Genomic DNA, 13,739 nt, shown 5'->3' with positions numbered 1-13,739 from the left:
AAGAGGCAACGTGCATGGCATGCCCCATTGTGCGATGCGGTCATGTCCTGCCCGATACGGAAAAGTGAAGCCCGCGTAAAGCTGCACACCGCCGCGCACATGGCACCCGAGCGTTGGGGCCGGGCGGCGCTGTTCAACGCCCGGGCAACTCAGGACGCCAGCGCGTCGAGCGGCCAGCGGGGCTTGACGTCAAACGCATAGTCGCGGTTGGCCGTCTGCTGGCCGGCCTGCAGCCGCATGGCCGCCGCCATCGCAATCATGGCGCCGTTGTCGGTGCACAGGTGCAGTTCCGGGTAATGCACACGCACCTGGTTCTGCGCGCAGGCGGCATTGAGCTGGGCACGCAAATGGCGGTTGGCGCCCACGCCACCCGCCACCACCACGCGCTGGAGGCCCGTCTGCTTGAGTGCAGTGAGGGTTTTCTTGACCAGCACGTCTACAATCGCCGCCTCGGTGCTCGCAGCCAGATCGGCTTTGCGCGCTTCCAGCGCATCGCCCAGCTTCTTGGCCTGCGTGAGCACCGCAGTCTTGAGACCGGCAAACGAAAAATCGAGGTTGCCGCTGTGCAGCAGCGGGCGCGGCAACTTGAAGGCCGTGGCGCTGCCTTGCTCGGCCAGGCGCGACAAGGCCGGGCCGCCGGGATAGCCCAAGCCCATCAGCTTGGCCGACTTGTCAAAGGCCTCGCCCGCCGCATCGTCAATGGTTTCGCCCAGCAGTTCGTAGCGGCCCACGCCGTCCACCCGCATGAGCTGGGTGTGGCCGCCCGACACCAGCAAGGCGACGAAGGGGAACTCAGGCGGGTCGGCACTTAAAAACGGCGACAGCAAATGCCCTTCAAGATGGTGCACGCCCAGCACCGGTTTGCCCAGTGCCGCGCCCAGCGCGCAGGCGACGCCAGCGCCCACCAGCAGTGCGCCCGCCAGGCCCGGCCCGCGGGTGTAGGCCACCACATCCACGTCCGCAAGGCGCTGGCCGGATTCGGCCAGCACGGCCTCGGTCAGGGGCAGCACGCGGCGGATATGGTCGCGGCTGGCCAGCTCGGGCACCACACCGCCATAGGCCTGGTGCATCTCGATCTGGCTGTGCAATGCATGCGCCAGCAAGGTGGGCACAGCCACCCCGCCCGTAGAGCGGACCAGCGCCACGCCGGTTTCATCGCACGAAGATTCAATACCCAGGATCAGCAAGCTCATGCCCCGAGTGTAAAACCCGGGACCAGCGCGGCCACGCCTGCAGCCGGAATGCAGGTGCCACACCCAGCCTGGCGACCACCAGGTTCATTGCCCGCACCAGTGCTGTGCACCAGACCGGCGCACCAGCATGTGGCGTAAATCTTGCTTACCCCCACGCATGACCGACGCCCTGCGCATTGTGGTGGTGGTCCCCGACCTGGCCATTGCCGACCCCGACGACGAACACGCCGCCACCCAGGCCGAGCGCTCGCGGGCGCTGCGCATTGGCCTGCTGGAAAACAATTTCAACCTCATTGCCACGCTGCCGGCCGATGTGTTCCTGAGCGAGCGGCTGGCCCAGTTGCAGCCCGACCTGATCATCGTGGACGCCGAAAGCGAGGCCCGCGACGCGCTGGAGCATGTGGTGATGGCCACGCGCGACGCCCGCCGCCCCATCGTCATGTTCACCAACGATGAAGACACCACGCATGTGAAAGACGCCGTGGCCGCCGGTGTGTCTGCCTACATCGTGGCGGGCCTGGCGCCGCAGCGCATCCGCCCCATCCTGGATGTGGCCATGGCGCGCTTTCAGCACGAGCAGGCCCTGCGCACCGAACTGGCCGACGCCCGCACCGAGCTCAAAGACCGCAAAACCATCGACCGCGCCAAGGGCCTGCTCATGCAGCGCCAGGGCCTGAGCGAACAGGCCGCCTATGAAAAACTGCGCAAGACCGCCATGGACAAGGGCCTGAAGCTGGCCGATGTGGCGCAGCGGATGCTGGATGTGATGGACTTGCTGGGCTGAGGCCCTGGCCCTTGGCAGATGCACGGCACATTCATGGGGCCGTGGCCAAGCCACGCGGATCGAGCCGCATTGGATTCGGTGCCAACATCGGCAACCCCCGAGCCATTTCCGACCTGTGACCGGCGATCAGGAAGCCGTCCGCCTGGACACCCCGTCACCCCACTGAAAAGCGAGCTCCCATGAAAAAAACCATCGCTGCGGCCGTTGTGTACTTCGCCATCGTGCTCGGCACGGGTTTTGTCCTGGGCGTCGTCCGTGTTCCGTTGCTCGTTCCGCGCATCGGCGAGCGATGGGCCGAGCTGGCCGAGATGCCTGTCATGGCCATCGTCATCTACCTTGCAGCCGGCTTCATCTTGCGGCACTTTCCGCACATCCGGCATCCCGCCCGAGCCATCGCAACGGGTTTATTGGCATTGGCACTCTCCATTGCGGCGGAGCTGGGCCTTGCGCTCGTCGTTCAGAGCCAATCACTGACCGAGTTCATCCTCAGTCGCGACCGGGTTTCGGGCGCCGTGTATCTGGCCCTGCTCCTGGTCTTTGCGCTCATGCCCCGCCTTCGCCTGCACAGCCATGGCGCGACAGAATCCCCACACAGCGCGGCCTGACGAACCACCTGCCGCAAAGACGCAACGGCAGAAAGTACCTCAGTCGGGCGCAAAAAAAACGCTGCCCGAAGGCAGCGTTTTGGAAGGCGTGAAAAGTTGGTTGATGTGCACTCAGAACGCAGGGACCACGGCACCCTTGTACTTGTCCTGAATGAACTTCTTCACTTCCGGCGTGTGCAGGGCCTTGATCAGCTTGGCGATGCTCGCGTCGTTTGCACGGTCTGCGCGGGCTGCAACGATGTTGGTGTAGGGCGAATCTGCGCCTTCGATGAACAGCGCGTCCTTGGTGGGGTTGAGCTTGGCTTCGATCGCGTAGTTGGTGTTGATCAGAGCCATATCCACGTCGGCCAGTGCGCGGGGCAGCAGGGGCGCTTCGAGTTCCTTGAACTTCAGCTTCTTGGGGTTCTTGGCCACGTCCAGCGGCGTGGGCGTGAGGCTCTTGGGGTCCTTGAGCTCGATCAGCCCTTGCTTGGCCAGCAATATCAGCGCGCGGCCACCATTGGATGGGTCGTTCGGAATCGCCACCGTGGCGCCATCTTTCAGGTCCTTCACGTTCTTGATCTTGCTGGAGTAGGCGCCGAAGGGCTCCACATGCACCTTGCCGTTGGGCACCTGCACCAGGCTGCTCTTGCGGTCCTTGTTGTAGCTGTCCAGGTAGGGCTGGTGCTGGAAGAAGTTGGCATCGAGCTGCTTGTCTTCGACCGCCGCGTTGGGCTGGATGTAGTCGCTGAACTCCTTGACCTGCAGGTCCACACCCTGCGCCTTGAGCTGGGGTTTGACGAAGTTCAGGATTTCAGCGTGCGGCACGGCCGTGGCGGCCACTTTCAGCACGTCTGCTGCATGGGCGCTGAGGGCCAGAGCTGCGAGGGCGAGTGCGGACAGGGTGTTTTTCAACATGACAGGCTCTTTCAATGAATCAACGAATGCACGGCAGGTTCTCGAAAATACGGAATTACCCTGACGCTTGACGGAAAGTGTAACAACGAACCCACTTGGAACCCGTTCTTTAGCCAATTGTTGATATAAAAATAGTGTTTTATATGCAATCCACAAGCCTCATAGGTTGTTGGTATCCGTGAAGCGACACGGAGCAATGTCCTTTTTGCCGTTTCAGCTTTCCGCCGCCCTCGCCTCACAACACCGCGACCTTCCTGTCGCCCTGATGGTGCATCGCACAACAGCGGTGCACAGGTGCTCACGCCCTTTTTGCAACAAGTAGCCTTGTAGCGCCCACCTGCCTTGCGCAACACGCTCTACATTCAATAGCAAACACCAGTTCGACAAGCTGGCACAGGGCTTGCATTGATGCAATCAGACCCTCACAGGTCTGCATTGGCCGATCCGCCCAACGGCGGGCGGATGTGGCCAGAACCCGGACAAAGGCGTCCCCACCCGCGCACCGCTGCTCCATGCAGCTGGCGCGGTGTGAGGACGCCTTTTTTGTTTGCCACGCCCAAGGGAAGCCCCATGACCGATCTGTTGAAAACCAGCCTCAACCGCCGCACCGTGCTGCAAGCCGCCACCGTGGGCGCCGTGGGCATCAGCCCCGCGCTGCGCGCGCTCGTCCACGCCCAGGGCTCGGACGCCCGGAGAAGAAAGAAGTGAAGATCGGCTTCATTCCGCTGACCGACTGCGCCAGCGTGGTGATGGCCTCGGTGCTGGGCTTCGACAAGAAGTACGGCGTGACCATCATCCCCACCAAGGAGGCCAGCTGGGCCGGTGTGCGCGACAAGCTGGTAAACGGCGAGCTGGACTTTGCCCATGTGCTGTATGGCCTGGTGTATGGCGTGCACCTGGGCACGGCCGGCCCGAAGAAGGACATGGCGGTGCTGATGAACCTGAACCACAACGGCCAGGCGATCACGCTGTCCAAAGCCCTGGCCGACAAGGGCGCGGTGGACGGCCCGTCGCTCGCCGCGCTGATGGCCAGGGAAAAGCGCGAATACACCTTTGCCGGCACCTTCCCCACCGGCACGCACGCGATGTGGATGCACTACTGGCTGGCGGCGGCGGGCATCAACCCGCTGTCGGGCGCCAAGCTGATCACCGTGCCGCCGCCACAGATGGTGGCCAACATGCGCGTGGGCAACATGGACGGTTTTTGCGTGGGCGAGCCCTGGAACCACCGCGCCATCATGGACGGCATCGGCGTGACGGCCAACACCACGCAGGACATCTGGAAGGACCACCCGAGAAGGTGCTGGGCACCACGGCCGACTTCGTAAAAAAGAACCCCAACACCACGCGCGCCGTGATGATGGCGGTGCTGGAGGCCAGCCAGTGGATTGATGCCAGCCTGTCGAACAAGATGAAGATGGCCGAGACGGTGGCGCAGAAGTCTTACATCAACACCAGCGTGGACGCCATCAACCAGCGCATCCTCGGCCGCTACCAGAATGGCATGGGCAAGACCTGGGACGACCCGAACCACATGAAGTTCTTCAACGATGGCGCGGTGAACTTCCCCTACCTGAGCGATGGCATGTGGTTCCTCACCCAGCACAAGCGCTGGGGCCTGCTCAAGAGCCACCCCGATTACCTGGCCGTGGCCAAGCAGGTGAACCAGGTGGAGCTTTACAGGTCGGTGGCCAGCGCCCTCAAGGTGAACGTGCCCAAGGATGTGCTGCGCACGAGCAAGCTGATCGACGGCGTGGTCTGGGACGGCAAGGACCCCGCCAGGTACGCCGACGGTTTCAAGATCAAAGCCTGAGCAATAGGAGATCACCATGGTCAGCGCCATCTTCCACTCCCCTCTGGAGCCCACGCCCGCTCCACATGATGCTATTATAAATGTAGCTATCAGCGCACAGCCAGCAAGCGCCAGTGGCCAAAATCACTTGAAACCAGCGACTGCGCCTGCCCCCATGCCGGGGCGTGACTGGGCGGCCCTGTCGCGCAGTTTCTGGCTGGCGGTTCTGCCGCCCCTGTGCGGACTGGGCTTGCTCGTGGGGCTGTGGGCGCTGGTGTCGGCCAGCACCGGCAATAGCATTCCCGGGCCGCGCGAAACGTGGCTGCAGGCGCTGGAGGTGTTCAGCAACCCGTTCTACAGCAACGGCCCCAACGACCAGGGCGTGGGCTGGAACGTGCTGGCCTCGCTGCAGCGCGTGGCCGTGGGCTTCGGGCTGGCGGCCGTGGTGGGCATTCCGGCGGGCTTTGTGATCGGGCGCTTCAACTTCCTGTCGCGCATGTTCAACCCGCTCATCAGCCTGCTGCGGCCGGTGTCGCCGCTGGCCTGGCTGCCGATTGGTTTGCTGGTGTTCAAGGGCGCCAACCCGGCGGCGATCTGGACGATTTTCATCTGCTCGATCTGGCCCATGATCATCAACACCGCCACGGGCGTGCAGCGCGTACCGCAGGACTACATGAACGTGGCCCGCGTGCTGAACCTGTCTGAGTGGAAGATTGCCACCAAGATCTTGTTCCCCGCCGTGCTGCCCTACATGCTGACCGGTGTGCGCCTGGCCGTGGGCACGGCGTGGCTGGTGATCGTGGCCGCCGAGATGCTGACGGGCGGCGTGGGCATCGGCTTTTGGGTGTGGGACGAGTGGAACAACCTCAACGTCAAGAACATCATCATCGCCATCTTCGTGATCGGCATCGTCGGGCTGGTGCTGGAGTTCGCACTCATCAAGCTGGCCACCGCATTTACGTTTGAAGAGGTCAAAGCTTGACCCGCCCCTGAGCCGGGCCTGCGGCGCGTCACCCCCTCCAGGGGGCACCACCAGTGGCCCGGCAAAGCCGGCTCCACGGTGGTCCTCGGAATAACCAGGAGTTCCTCATGCATACATCTCTCACCACCAAGTTCATCGAAATCCAGGGCGTCGAGCAGACCTTCAAGACGGCCAAGGGCCTGTTCCCGGCGCTGCAGGGCATCAACCTCACGGTCGCCAAGGGCGAGTTCGTGGCCCTCATCGGGCACTCGGGCTGCGGCAAATCCACCCTGCTCAACCTGATCGCCGGGCTTACCACGCCCACCAGCGGCGCCCTGCTGTGCGCCAACAAGGAGATCAAGGGCCCGGGCCCCGAACGCGCGGTGGTCTTTCAGAACCACTCGCTCTTGCCCTGGCTGACCTGCTTTGACAACGTGCATCTGGCGGTGGAACGGGTGTTCGGCAAAACCGAAAGCAAGGCCCAGCTTGCGGCGCGCACCGATGCGGCGCTGGCGCTGGTGGGCCTTGCGCACGCGGCGCAAAAGCGCCCTGGCGAGATCTCGGGCGGCATGAAGCAGCGCGTGGGCATTGCGCGGGCGCTATCGATGCAGCCGCAGGTGCTGCTGATGGACGAGCCCTTTGGAGCGCTGGATGCCCTCACCCGCGCGCGACTGCAGGACGAGCTGCTGGAGATCGTGGCGCGCACGCAAAGCACCGTGGTGATGGTGACGCACGATGTGGACGAGGCCGTGCTGCTGTCCAACAAGATCGTGATGATGACCAACGGCCCCGCCGCCACCATTGGCGAGGTGCTGGCGGTAGACCTGCCGCGCCCGCGCAACCGCGTGGCACTGGCCGAAGACCCGCGCTACGTGCATTGCCGCAAGGCCGTGATCGACTTTTTGTACACGCGCCAGGGGCATGTCGAAAAAGCAGCCTGACCCGGTGCTCGCATCAAAGGCACTGGCTGCACGCAGCCAGTGTTTTTTGCATTTCAGGCGCGCCACCGCACCACAAACCACGACACGGCGCGGACCAGGCCAGCAGCCACCGCGCAAGGGCCGCCCCGCCGCGCTGGTGGCGTCCCCCTGGGGGGATGACGCGAAGCGGCTCAGGGGGGGTGTTTAATTTCAGCGGCCACCGCCCGTGATGTAGTGCTCGAGCTGCTCGATGATGAATTTCTGCTCGGAAATGATGTCTTTGACCAGATCGCCGATGGAGATCAAGCCCACCAGCTTGCTGCCATCGACCACGGGCAGATGGCGCAGGCGGTTTTCGGTCATGAGCGCCATGCATTCCTGGCTGGTCTGGGTGGGGCGCACATACATCACGTCGGCGGTCATCACATCGCTGACCAACGTCACCGACGAGGTGCGGCCCATCAGGGCAATCTTGCGGGCGTAGTCGCGCTCGGTGAATATGCCCACGATGGTCTCGCCCTCCATCACCAGCAGGGCCCCGATGTGCTTGTCGGCCATGCGCTGCAGCGCATCCAGCACCGAATCTCCCGGAGCGATGGCGTGAACAGTGTTGTCGTTCTTGGATTTGAGAATTTCAGCAACGGCAGTCATGAAGGGCCTCCCTACAAAAATGATGGCGGACGTGAAAGAGTTTCAACGCATCCTGCCTTGTGCGCAACTCCGGCATGAACAAGAGCCCGGTCTGGCGGTATTGGGCAACACCGCAGCGCCCTTGGCACCGCAGCCTATTTTTTGATCAGATTGGCTTCCAGCGCCTATCCATAAAGCGCTGAAAGCTATCAAAAACAGAGCAATCTACAACACTTCAGCGCCGTCCACCAAGCAGGCCACCGCCCATCTTGAGCAGGTCGCCCAGCCCCACCTGGCCGTCGCCATCCTGGTCGAGCAGGCTGCCCAGCAAACCACCGCCCAGGCCGCCTTGCTGCTGCACGCGCGCCTGCTCCTGGCCCAGCACCTGGCCGAGGCCGCTGGCGTCCATGCCGCCAGAGCCCATGCGCTGCGCCAGGAACGACATCACGATGGGGGCCAGCATCTGCAGCAACTGCCCGGCATTGGCGCCCAGGCCCGTGGCCTGGCCCAGGCCGGCCTCGGCACGCTGCTGATTGCCGCCAAAGATGTGACCCAGGATGGCCGCGCCGTCGGGCGCGCCACCGCCCGCACTGCCGCCACCACCGCCCAGCAGCGAACCCAGCAGCCCGCCCAGATCGGGGCCGCCGCTGTGGTCGCGTTGCAAGGCGCCAAACAGGTCCATGGCACCCTGGGGCTGGGCCGCATTGCGCCCCAGCGTACCCAGCAGCAGCGGCAGGGCCGCGCCCACGGCGCCCTCGGTCTGCTCGGGGCTGGTGCCCAGTTGCTGGGCCATCTGCTGCAGCGGCGCGCCCTGAAGCTGGGCCATGAGTTCGTCAACAAGGGAGGCAGGGGAGTTCATGACTGGCATCCTTTCAAAAAAATGCACGGACCACAGGGCCCGACAGACATGGTAGGCCCAATGGGTGACATCCCACAGCAATGTGCACCCTTGCCGGGCCATCAACCGAGCCGCGGACAAGGGATTTACCAATTACTACAATCAGGGTTAACCCTAGTGCCGCAGCAGCAACCCACCCGGTTGGTGCAGGCAATTGCACGCTGTGTGCTCCACACCTGCGCACTGTGCATGTCCATCGCCGCGTACCGCACGGCGTTCACAGGCTTTCCCCGTTCAATCTTTCGCAGCCGTTGCGCTGCCCCCGCGTGCTGCACGACAGCACCGCGTTGCCGCGACCGCCGCGCCTTTCAAGGATATGCACCATGCAGGCCATTGCCCGCCTCAGCCAGTTCGTTGGCAAAACGTTTGCCCTCTGGGTTCTTGTGTTCGCCGTGCTGGCGTTTTATGCACCGGCCCAGTTCAAATGGATCGGCCCCTACATCGTGCCGCTGCTGGGCATCATCATGTTCGGCATGGGCCTGACGCTCTCGAAGGATGATTTCAAGGAAGTTGCCAAGCGCCCCCTGGACGTGGCCATCGGCGTACTCGGCCAGTTCATCATCATGCCGGGGCTTGCATGGGTGCTTTCCAAGGCGCTGAACCTGCCGCCCGAAGTGGCCGTGGGCGTGATCCTGGTGGGCTGCTGCCCCGGTGGCACGGCGTCGAACGTGATGACCTTTCTGGCCCGCGGCGACGTGGCCCTGTCGGTGGCCATCACCTCGGTGACCACGCTGCTGGCGCCGGTGGTAACGCCCGCCCTCATTTACCTGTTGGCCAGCCAGTGGCTGGAGGTTAGCGCCTCGGCCATGTTCTGGTCCATCGTGCAGGTGGTGGTGCTGCCGATTGCCTTGGGCGTGGTGGCGCAGTCGCTGCTGCGCGACAAGGTCAAGGCGGCCGTTTCGGTGCTGCCGCTGGTGTCGGTGGCCGCCATCGTGGCCATCGTGGCGGCGGTGGTGGCGGGCAACCAGGCCCGCATCGCCACCAGCGGCCTGATGATCTTTGCCGTGGTGGTGCTGCACAACGGCCTGGGCCTGTTGCTGGGCTACTGGCTGGGCAAGCTCACGGGCATGGATGTGTCCAAGCGCAAGGCCTTGTCGATCGAGGTGGGCATGCAGAACTCGGGCCTGGGCGTGGCGCTGGCCACGGCGCATTTTTCGCCCCTGGCGGCGGTGCCCAGCGCGATTTTCAGCGTGTGGCACAACATCTCCGGTCCGCTGGTGGCCACGCTGTTCCAGCGCTTTCGCAACGAGGACGACGCCAGCGCTTCGAGCAAGCCGGCCTGATTCCGGGGCGGGCGGTAAACACTATTAATTCAGTAGCTGCTTGCGCTTTATCCATATGCGCCAGCGGCACTTTTGATGCAAAACAGGGCATCCGTGCAGGCATGCCCCACCGGCCCGGCCCCTACAGCTCCAGCCGAAAGCCCACGCCATAGACGGCCCGGATCGGCTCGCAGCCCGGCGCCGCCTGTTCCAGCTTGCGGCGCAGGTTCTTGATGTGGGCGTCCACGGCGCGGTCGGTGACGTCGCGGCGGTCATCGTGCAGCTTGTTGAGCAGCACTTCGCGCGACAGCACCTGCCCCGGCACGGCCGCCAGCGACCGCAGCAGCCGGAACTCCACCGGCGTCAGCTCCAGCGCCACCCCATGAAAGCTGGCACGGTAGGCCGCCGCGTCGATGTGCAGCGCCGCCAACCCCTTTGATTCGGACGCCACGCCGGCCTGCGCACGCCGGCTGCGCCGCAGGATGGCCTTGACGCGGGCCACGATCTCGCGGGGGCTGAAGGGGGTTTTGCAGATGTAGTCGTCCGCGCCCCCTTCGAGCCCGGCCAGGCGGTCGGCCTCGTCGGCGCGGGCCGTGAGCATGATGATGGGCACGTCGCTGAAGCCGCGCAGATCGCGGCACACCTGCAGGCCGTCGCGCCCCGGCAGCATCACGTCCAGCAGCACCAGGTCGGGGTGCCGGGCCTGCACAAACGCGCTGACCCCGCGGCCATCGGCCAGCCAGTCGGCCCGGTGCCCGGCGGCGTGCAGATAGTCCATCAGCAGCGCCGCCATCTTGGGCTCGTCTTCCACCACCAGGATATGGGCGGGCTGTGGCGCACCGCTGGCAAGGGGCGCGTTCACGCGCGGCCACCTTGCTGCGTGGCGTCGGCAGACAGCAGCGGAAACCGCATGGCGATGCACAGCCCGCCCAGCGCTGAGGCGTGTGCGCTGATCTCGCCCCGGTGCGCCTCCACGATGCGGCGGCTGATGGCCAGGCCCAGGCCCGCCCCGCCGCTGGCGCGGTTGCGCGAGGCCTCGACGCGGTAAAAGCGGTCAAAAAGGCGCGGCAGGTGCTCGGGCGAAACGCCAGGGGCCGAGTCGCAAAACTCCACCACGATGGCGCCGCCTTCGCGCCGGGCCGCCACGCGCAGCGTGCCGCCCGCGTCGGTGTAGCGCACCGCGTTTTCGAGCAGGTTGCCAAAGAGCTGCCCCAGCCGGCGCGCATCGGCCGCCACCACCAGCGCCCGGGCATCGAGCCGCAGCTCCAGCGCAATGCCGGCTTCGGCCAGGCGCGCACGAAACGATGCCACGCTGGCCTGCAACACGCCGGCCAGGTCCACCGGCACGGGCCGGTGCGTCATGGCGCCGGCATCGGCCAGCGACAGGTCATACAGGTCGCTGACCAGCTTGTTGAGCGTGGCCACTTCGGCCTGCAGCGATTGCAGGGACTGTCGCGTCAGCGGGCGCACCCCGTCTTCCAGGGCTTCCAGCTCGCCGTTGAGCACCCCGAGCGGCGTGCGCAGCTCGTGCGAAATATCGGCCATGAAATCGCGGCGCATCTGCTCGTTGCGCTCCAGGGCGACCGCCAGGCGGTTGAAGTCGCGGGCCAGCTGGCCGACCTCGTCGCGCGAGGCAATGTCCACGCGCGTGGCGTAGTCGCCAGCCGCCAGCCGGTGCGTGGCCTCGGCCACCTGACGCACCGGGCGCAGCAAGGCGCGCGCGGCCCACAGGGCGATCAGGGCCGCCAGCAGCACCGACACCGCGCCCATGGTCCAGCTGGCGCGCAACTGGCTTTGCGCAAAACGCACGTCGCCGGCGGCGCTCACGGTTTCGAACGGTGCCGTGGTCAGCCATCCCACGGTGTGGCCATTCACCACCAGGGGCAGGCGCGGGGCATTGGGCCGCACATCGGCATAGCCCACCACCAGGCGCGCGTCGGCATCCAGCAGCGCAAAGCGCAGCATGGCGCCGGTGAGGTCGGACATCGGGGGGGTTGCCGCAACCGACGCCGGGGTGAGCGGCGCATCCACGCCCGCCACGGGGCGCAGCAGCTTGCGCCACTTGCCCTTTTCGTCGCGCAGAAAATCCCAGCTAGCGCCGTTGGCGAGGTAGGCCTCGATCACCCGCGGCCGCACGGCTTCGAGACGCTCCACCGCCAACTCGTTGAGATAGCCGACAAATCCCCGGCTGAAGCTCCACTGCGCGGCCAGGCCCATGGCAATCACCACGAAGACGGCCGTGGCCAGCACGGCCAGAAACAACTTGGCCGTGATGCCGGGTTTGAGACGGAGCAAGGCAGGTGACACGTTGGAGTGGAAATAGGCCGCATCAATGGCGGATGGCGCAGCGCAACGGGCGCTGCCGCGCATGAATTAGAGCACCGCCGGTGCCGCAGGGCGCGCCATATCCCCAGGCGCCGCAGACTTCCACGTTCCTCCTACTTTTTGCGTCAGAATGTTTCGCAACCAAGGACCGCGCGCGCCCATGACACCTCTTTTCACTGACCACTTGCCTGCCCCCACGCTGCCTCCCTGCTCCACCACGCCCCTGCAAGCTTTCCGTTCGTCCCGCCGGCTGGCCGTGGCTACCCTGGCGGGCCTGGCATTGCTGGTGGGCGCCTGCTCTGACAAGAAGGCGCCTGCGGCGCCCAAGGGACCGGCCGAAGTGGGCGTGGTCACCCTGCAACCCGAGCGCCAGACCGTCACCACCGAACTGCCCGGCCGCACCAGCGCCTTCCTCAGCGCCGAAATCCGCCCCCAGGTGGGTGGCATCGTGCAGCAGCGGCTGTTCACCGAGGGCGCGCAGGTCAAGGCCGGCCAGGTGCTGTACCAGCTGGATGCCTCGCCGTATGAAGTGGCGCTGGCCAGCGCCCAGGCCTCGGTGGCCAAGGCGCAGGCCAGCGTGGGCACGGCCGAGGTCAACGCCCGGCGCAATGCCGAACTGGTGAAGATCGATGCGGTCAGCCGCCAGGTGTATGACGACAGCCAGGCCGCTGTAGTGCAGGCCCGCTCCGACCTGGCCGTTGCCCGCGCCGCGCTGGACAACGCGCGCATCAACCTGGGCTACACGCGCATCAAGGCGCCGATTTCGGGCCGCACCACCACCTCCACCGTCACGCCGGGCGCACTGGTTACCGCCAACCAGACCGCCGCGCTCACCACCATCTCGCAGCTCGATCCGCTGTATGTGGATGTCACCCAGTCCAGCACCGAGGTGCTGCGCCTCAAAAGCGACCTGGCGCGCGGGCGCATCCAGAAAAGCGGGCAGGCCGAAGCGCCCATCACCCTGCAACTGGAAGATGGCAGCCGCTACCCTCACCCCGGCAAGCTGCAGTTTGCCGGCGTGAGCGTGAACCCCGGCACCGGCGCCGTGACGCTGCGTGCCGTGGTGCCCAACCCCGACGGCCTGCTCATGCCCGGCATGTATGTGCGGGCGGTGCTGGAAACCGGCATCAACGAACAGGCGCTGCTGGTGCCCCAGCAGGGCGTGAACCGCGACACCGCGGGCAATGCCAGCGTGCTGCTGGTCAACGCCGAAGGCAAGATCGAACGGCGCAAGATTGCGGTAGACGCAGCGGTGGGCAACCGCTGGCTGGTGGGCAGCGGGCTGGCAGCCGGTGATCGTGTGGTGGTGGATGGCTTTCAGCGCATCAAGCCCGGCGACGCCGTGAAGCCGACCGAGGTGGTGGTCAAGCCGATGGCGGCCACACCCCCTGCCGCCGCAACACCGGCAGCGCCAGCAGGCCCGGCTGCAGGCGCTGCAGCAACCGCATCCGCCGCAGCGGCTGCGCGCTGAG

At 65.5% G+C, this 13,739-nt stretch carries 12 protein-coding genes and 1 pseudogene; 7 read left to right on the top strand and 6 right to left on the bottom strand.

Going from position 1 to position 13,739, the window contains the following annotated elements; all coding sequences use genetic code 11:
* Positions 1–149 precede the first annotated feature (149 nt).
* A complete protein-coding gene (gene tsaD / locus CBP34_RS05925; protein ID WP_086926932.1) occupies positions 150–1,193 on the bottom strand; it encodes a tRNA (adenosine(37)-N6)-threonylcarbamoyltransferase complex transferase subunit TsaD in 1,044 nt (347 codons plus the stop codon).
* 157 nt (positions 1,194–1,350) lie between these two features.
* On the opposite strand from tsaD, the gene CBP34_RS05920 reads away from it, so the two are divergent.
* Together CBP34_RS05920 and CBP34_RS05915 are read left to right on the top strand one after the other, a co-directional pair.
* Positions 1,351–1,977, top strand: coding sequence for an ANTAR domain-containing response regulator (locus tag CBP34_RS05920; RefSeq protein ID WP_094097553.1), 627 nt, complete (start codon positions 1,351–1,353; stop codon positions 1,975–1,977).
* Between the two features lie 179 nt (positions 1,978–2,156).
* A complete protein-coding gene (locus tag CBP34_RS05915) occupies positions 2,157–2,582 on the top strand; it encodes a hypothetical protein (protein ID WP_086911842.1) in 426 nt (141 codons plus the stop codon).
* A 111-nt stretch (positions 2,583–2,693) separates the two neighbouring features.
* Here the strand turns inward: CBP34_RS05915 and CBP34_RS05910 are convergent, their stop codons facing one another.
* Positions 2,694–3,479, bottom strand: coding sequence for a MetQ/NlpA family ABC transporter substrate-binding protein (locus CBP34_RS05910; protein WP_086911841.1), 786 nt, complete (start codon positions 3,477–3,479; stop codon positions 2,694–2,696).
* A 570-nt stretch (positions 3,480–4,049) separates the two neighbouring features.
* Between CBP34_RS05910 and CBP34_RS05905 the strand changes: the two are divergent.
* From CBP34_RS05905 to CBP34_RS05895, 3 genes and pseudogenes are all read left to right on the top strand, one after another.
* A pseudogene (locus CBP34_RS05905) lies at positions 4,050–5,292 on the top strand (CmpA/NrtA family ABC transporter substrate-binding protein).
* A 16-nt stretch (positions 5,293–5,308) separates the two neighbouring features.
* On the top strand, positions 5,309–6,253 hold the full coding sequence (gene ntrB / locus CBP34_RS05900; RefSeq protein ID WP_094097552.1) for a nitrate ABC transporter permease: 945 nt from the start codon (positions 5,309–5,311) through the stop codon (positions 6,251–6,253).
* A 107-nt stretch (positions 6,254–6,360) separates the two neighbouring features.
* Positions 6,361–7,173, top strand: coding sequence for an ABC transporter ATP-binding protein (locus tag CBP34_RS05895; protein ID WP_094097551.1), 813 nt, complete (start codon positions 6,361–6,363; stop codon positions 7,171–7,173).
* A gap of 189 nt (positions 7,174–7,362) precedes the next feature.
* Here CBP34_RS05895 and CBP34_RS05890 read toward each other — a convergent pair whose 3' ends face one another.
* Positions 7,363–7,803: a CBS domain-containing protein gene (locus CBP34_RS05890; protein WP_086911837.1), complete on the bottom strand. Its 441-nt coding sequence runs from the start codon at positions 7,801–7,803 to the stop codon at positions 7,363–7,365.
* A 214-nt stretch (positions 7,804–8,017) separates the two neighbouring features.
* Positions 8,018–8,641 (bottom strand): DUF937 domain-containing protein, encoded by a 624-nt coding sequence (locus tag CBP34_RS05885; protein WP_094097550.1) that lies wholly within the window; start codon positions 8,639–8,641, stop codon positions 8,018–8,020.
* A gap of 362 nt (positions 8,642–9,003) precedes the next feature.
* On the opposite strand from CBP34_RS05885, the gene CBP34_RS05880 reads away from it, so the two are divergent.
* Positions 9,004–9,963 carry a bile acid:sodium symporter family protein gene (locus tag CBP34_RS05880; protein ID WP_157896438.1) on the top strand — a complete coding sequence of 320 codons (960 nt, stop codon included), beginning with the start codon at positions 9,004–9,006 and terminating at the stop codon, positions 9,961–9,963.
* A 121-nt stretch (positions 9,964–10,084) separates the two neighbouring features.
* Here CBP34_RS05880 and CBP34_RS05875 read toward each other — a convergent pair whose 3' ends face one another.
* Both CBP34_RS05875 and baeS read right to left on the bottom strand, forming a co-directional pair.
* On the bottom strand, positions 10,085–10,735 hold the full coding sequence (locus CBP34_RS05875) for a response regulator (RefSeq protein WP_094099083.1): 651 nt from the start codon (positions 10,733–10,735) through the stop codon (positions 10,085–10,087).
* Positions 10,736–10,800: 65 nt separating this feature from the next.
* A complete protein-coding gene (gene baeS / locus CBP34_RS05870; RefSeq protein WP_236748525.1) occupies positions 10,801–12,237 on the bottom strand; it encodes a sensor histidine kinase efflux regulator BaeS in 1,437 nt (478 codons plus the stop codon).
* Positions 12,238–12,427: 190 nt separating this feature from the next.
* Between baeS and CBP34_RS05865 the strand changes: the two genes are divergently transcribed.
* Complete coding sequence (locus CBP34_RS05865) at positions 12,428–13,738, top strand: efflux RND transporter periplasmic adaptor subunit (RefSeq protein ID WP_094099082.1); 1,311 nt, start codon at positions 12,428–12,430, stop codon at positions 13,736–13,738.
* Position 13,739: the final 1 nt, after the last annotated feature.

It is taken from the genome of Acidovorax carolinensis, from assembly GCF_002157145.1.
GTDB lineage: Bacteria > Pseudomonadota > Gammaproteobacteria > Burkholderiales > Burkholderiaceae_C > Acidovorax > Acidovorax carolinensis.
Note: the sequence above shows the minus strand (reverse complement) of the source record. Positions and strands in the feature narration are given on the sequence as shown.

What these genes read in the sequence shown, in the direction of transcription:
- CBP34_RS05890 (WP_086911837.1), bottom strand. Translation starts at nt 7,803, where the DNA reads ATGACTGCCGTTGCTGAAATTCTCAAATCCAAGAACGACAACACTGTT.
- CBP34_RS05880 (WP_157896438.1), top strand. Translation starts at nt 9,004, where the DNA reads ATGCAGGCCATTGCCCGCCTCAGCCAGTTCGTTGGCAAAACGTTTGCC.
- CBP34_RS05885 (WP_094097550.1), bottom strand. Translation starts at nt 8,641, where the DNA reads ATGAACTCCCCTGCCTCCCTTGTTGACGAACTCATGGCCCAGCTTCAG.
- CBP34_RS05865 (WP_094099082.1), top strand. Translation starts at nt 12,428, where the DNA reads ATGACACCTCTTTTCACTGACCACTTGCCTGCCCCCACGCTGCCTCCC.
- CBP34_RS05920 (WP_094097553.1), top strand. Translation starts at nt 1,351, where the DNA reads ATGACCGACGCCCTGCGCATTGTGGTGGTGGTCCCCGACCTGGCCATT.
- CBP34_RS05875 (WP_094099083.1), bottom strand. Translation starts at nt 10,735, where the DNA reads ATGGCGGCGCTGCTGATGGACTATCTGCACGCCGCCGGGCACCGGGCC.
- ntrB (WP_094097552.1), top strand. Translation starts at nt 5,309, where the DNA reads ATGGTCAGCGCCATCTTCCACTCCCCTCTGGAGCCCACGCCCGCTCCA.
- CBP34_RS05910 (WP_086911841.1), bottom strand. Translation starts at nt 3,479, where the DNA reads ATGTTGAAAAACACCCTGTCCGCACTCGCCCTCGCAGCTCTGGCCCTC.
- tsaD (WP_086926932.1), bottom strand. Translation starts at nt 1,193, where the DNA reads ATGAGCTTGCTGATCCTGGGTATTGAATCTTCGTGCGATGAAACCGGC.
- CBP34_RS05895 (WP_094097551.1), top strand. Translation starts at nt 6,361, where the DNA reads ATGCATACATCTCTCACCACCAAGTTCATCGAAATCCAGGGCGTCGAG.
- CBP34_RS05915 (WP_086911842.1), top strand. Translation starts at nt 2,157, where the DNA reads ATGAAAAAAACCATCGCTGCGGCCGTTGTGTACTTCGCCATCGTGCTC.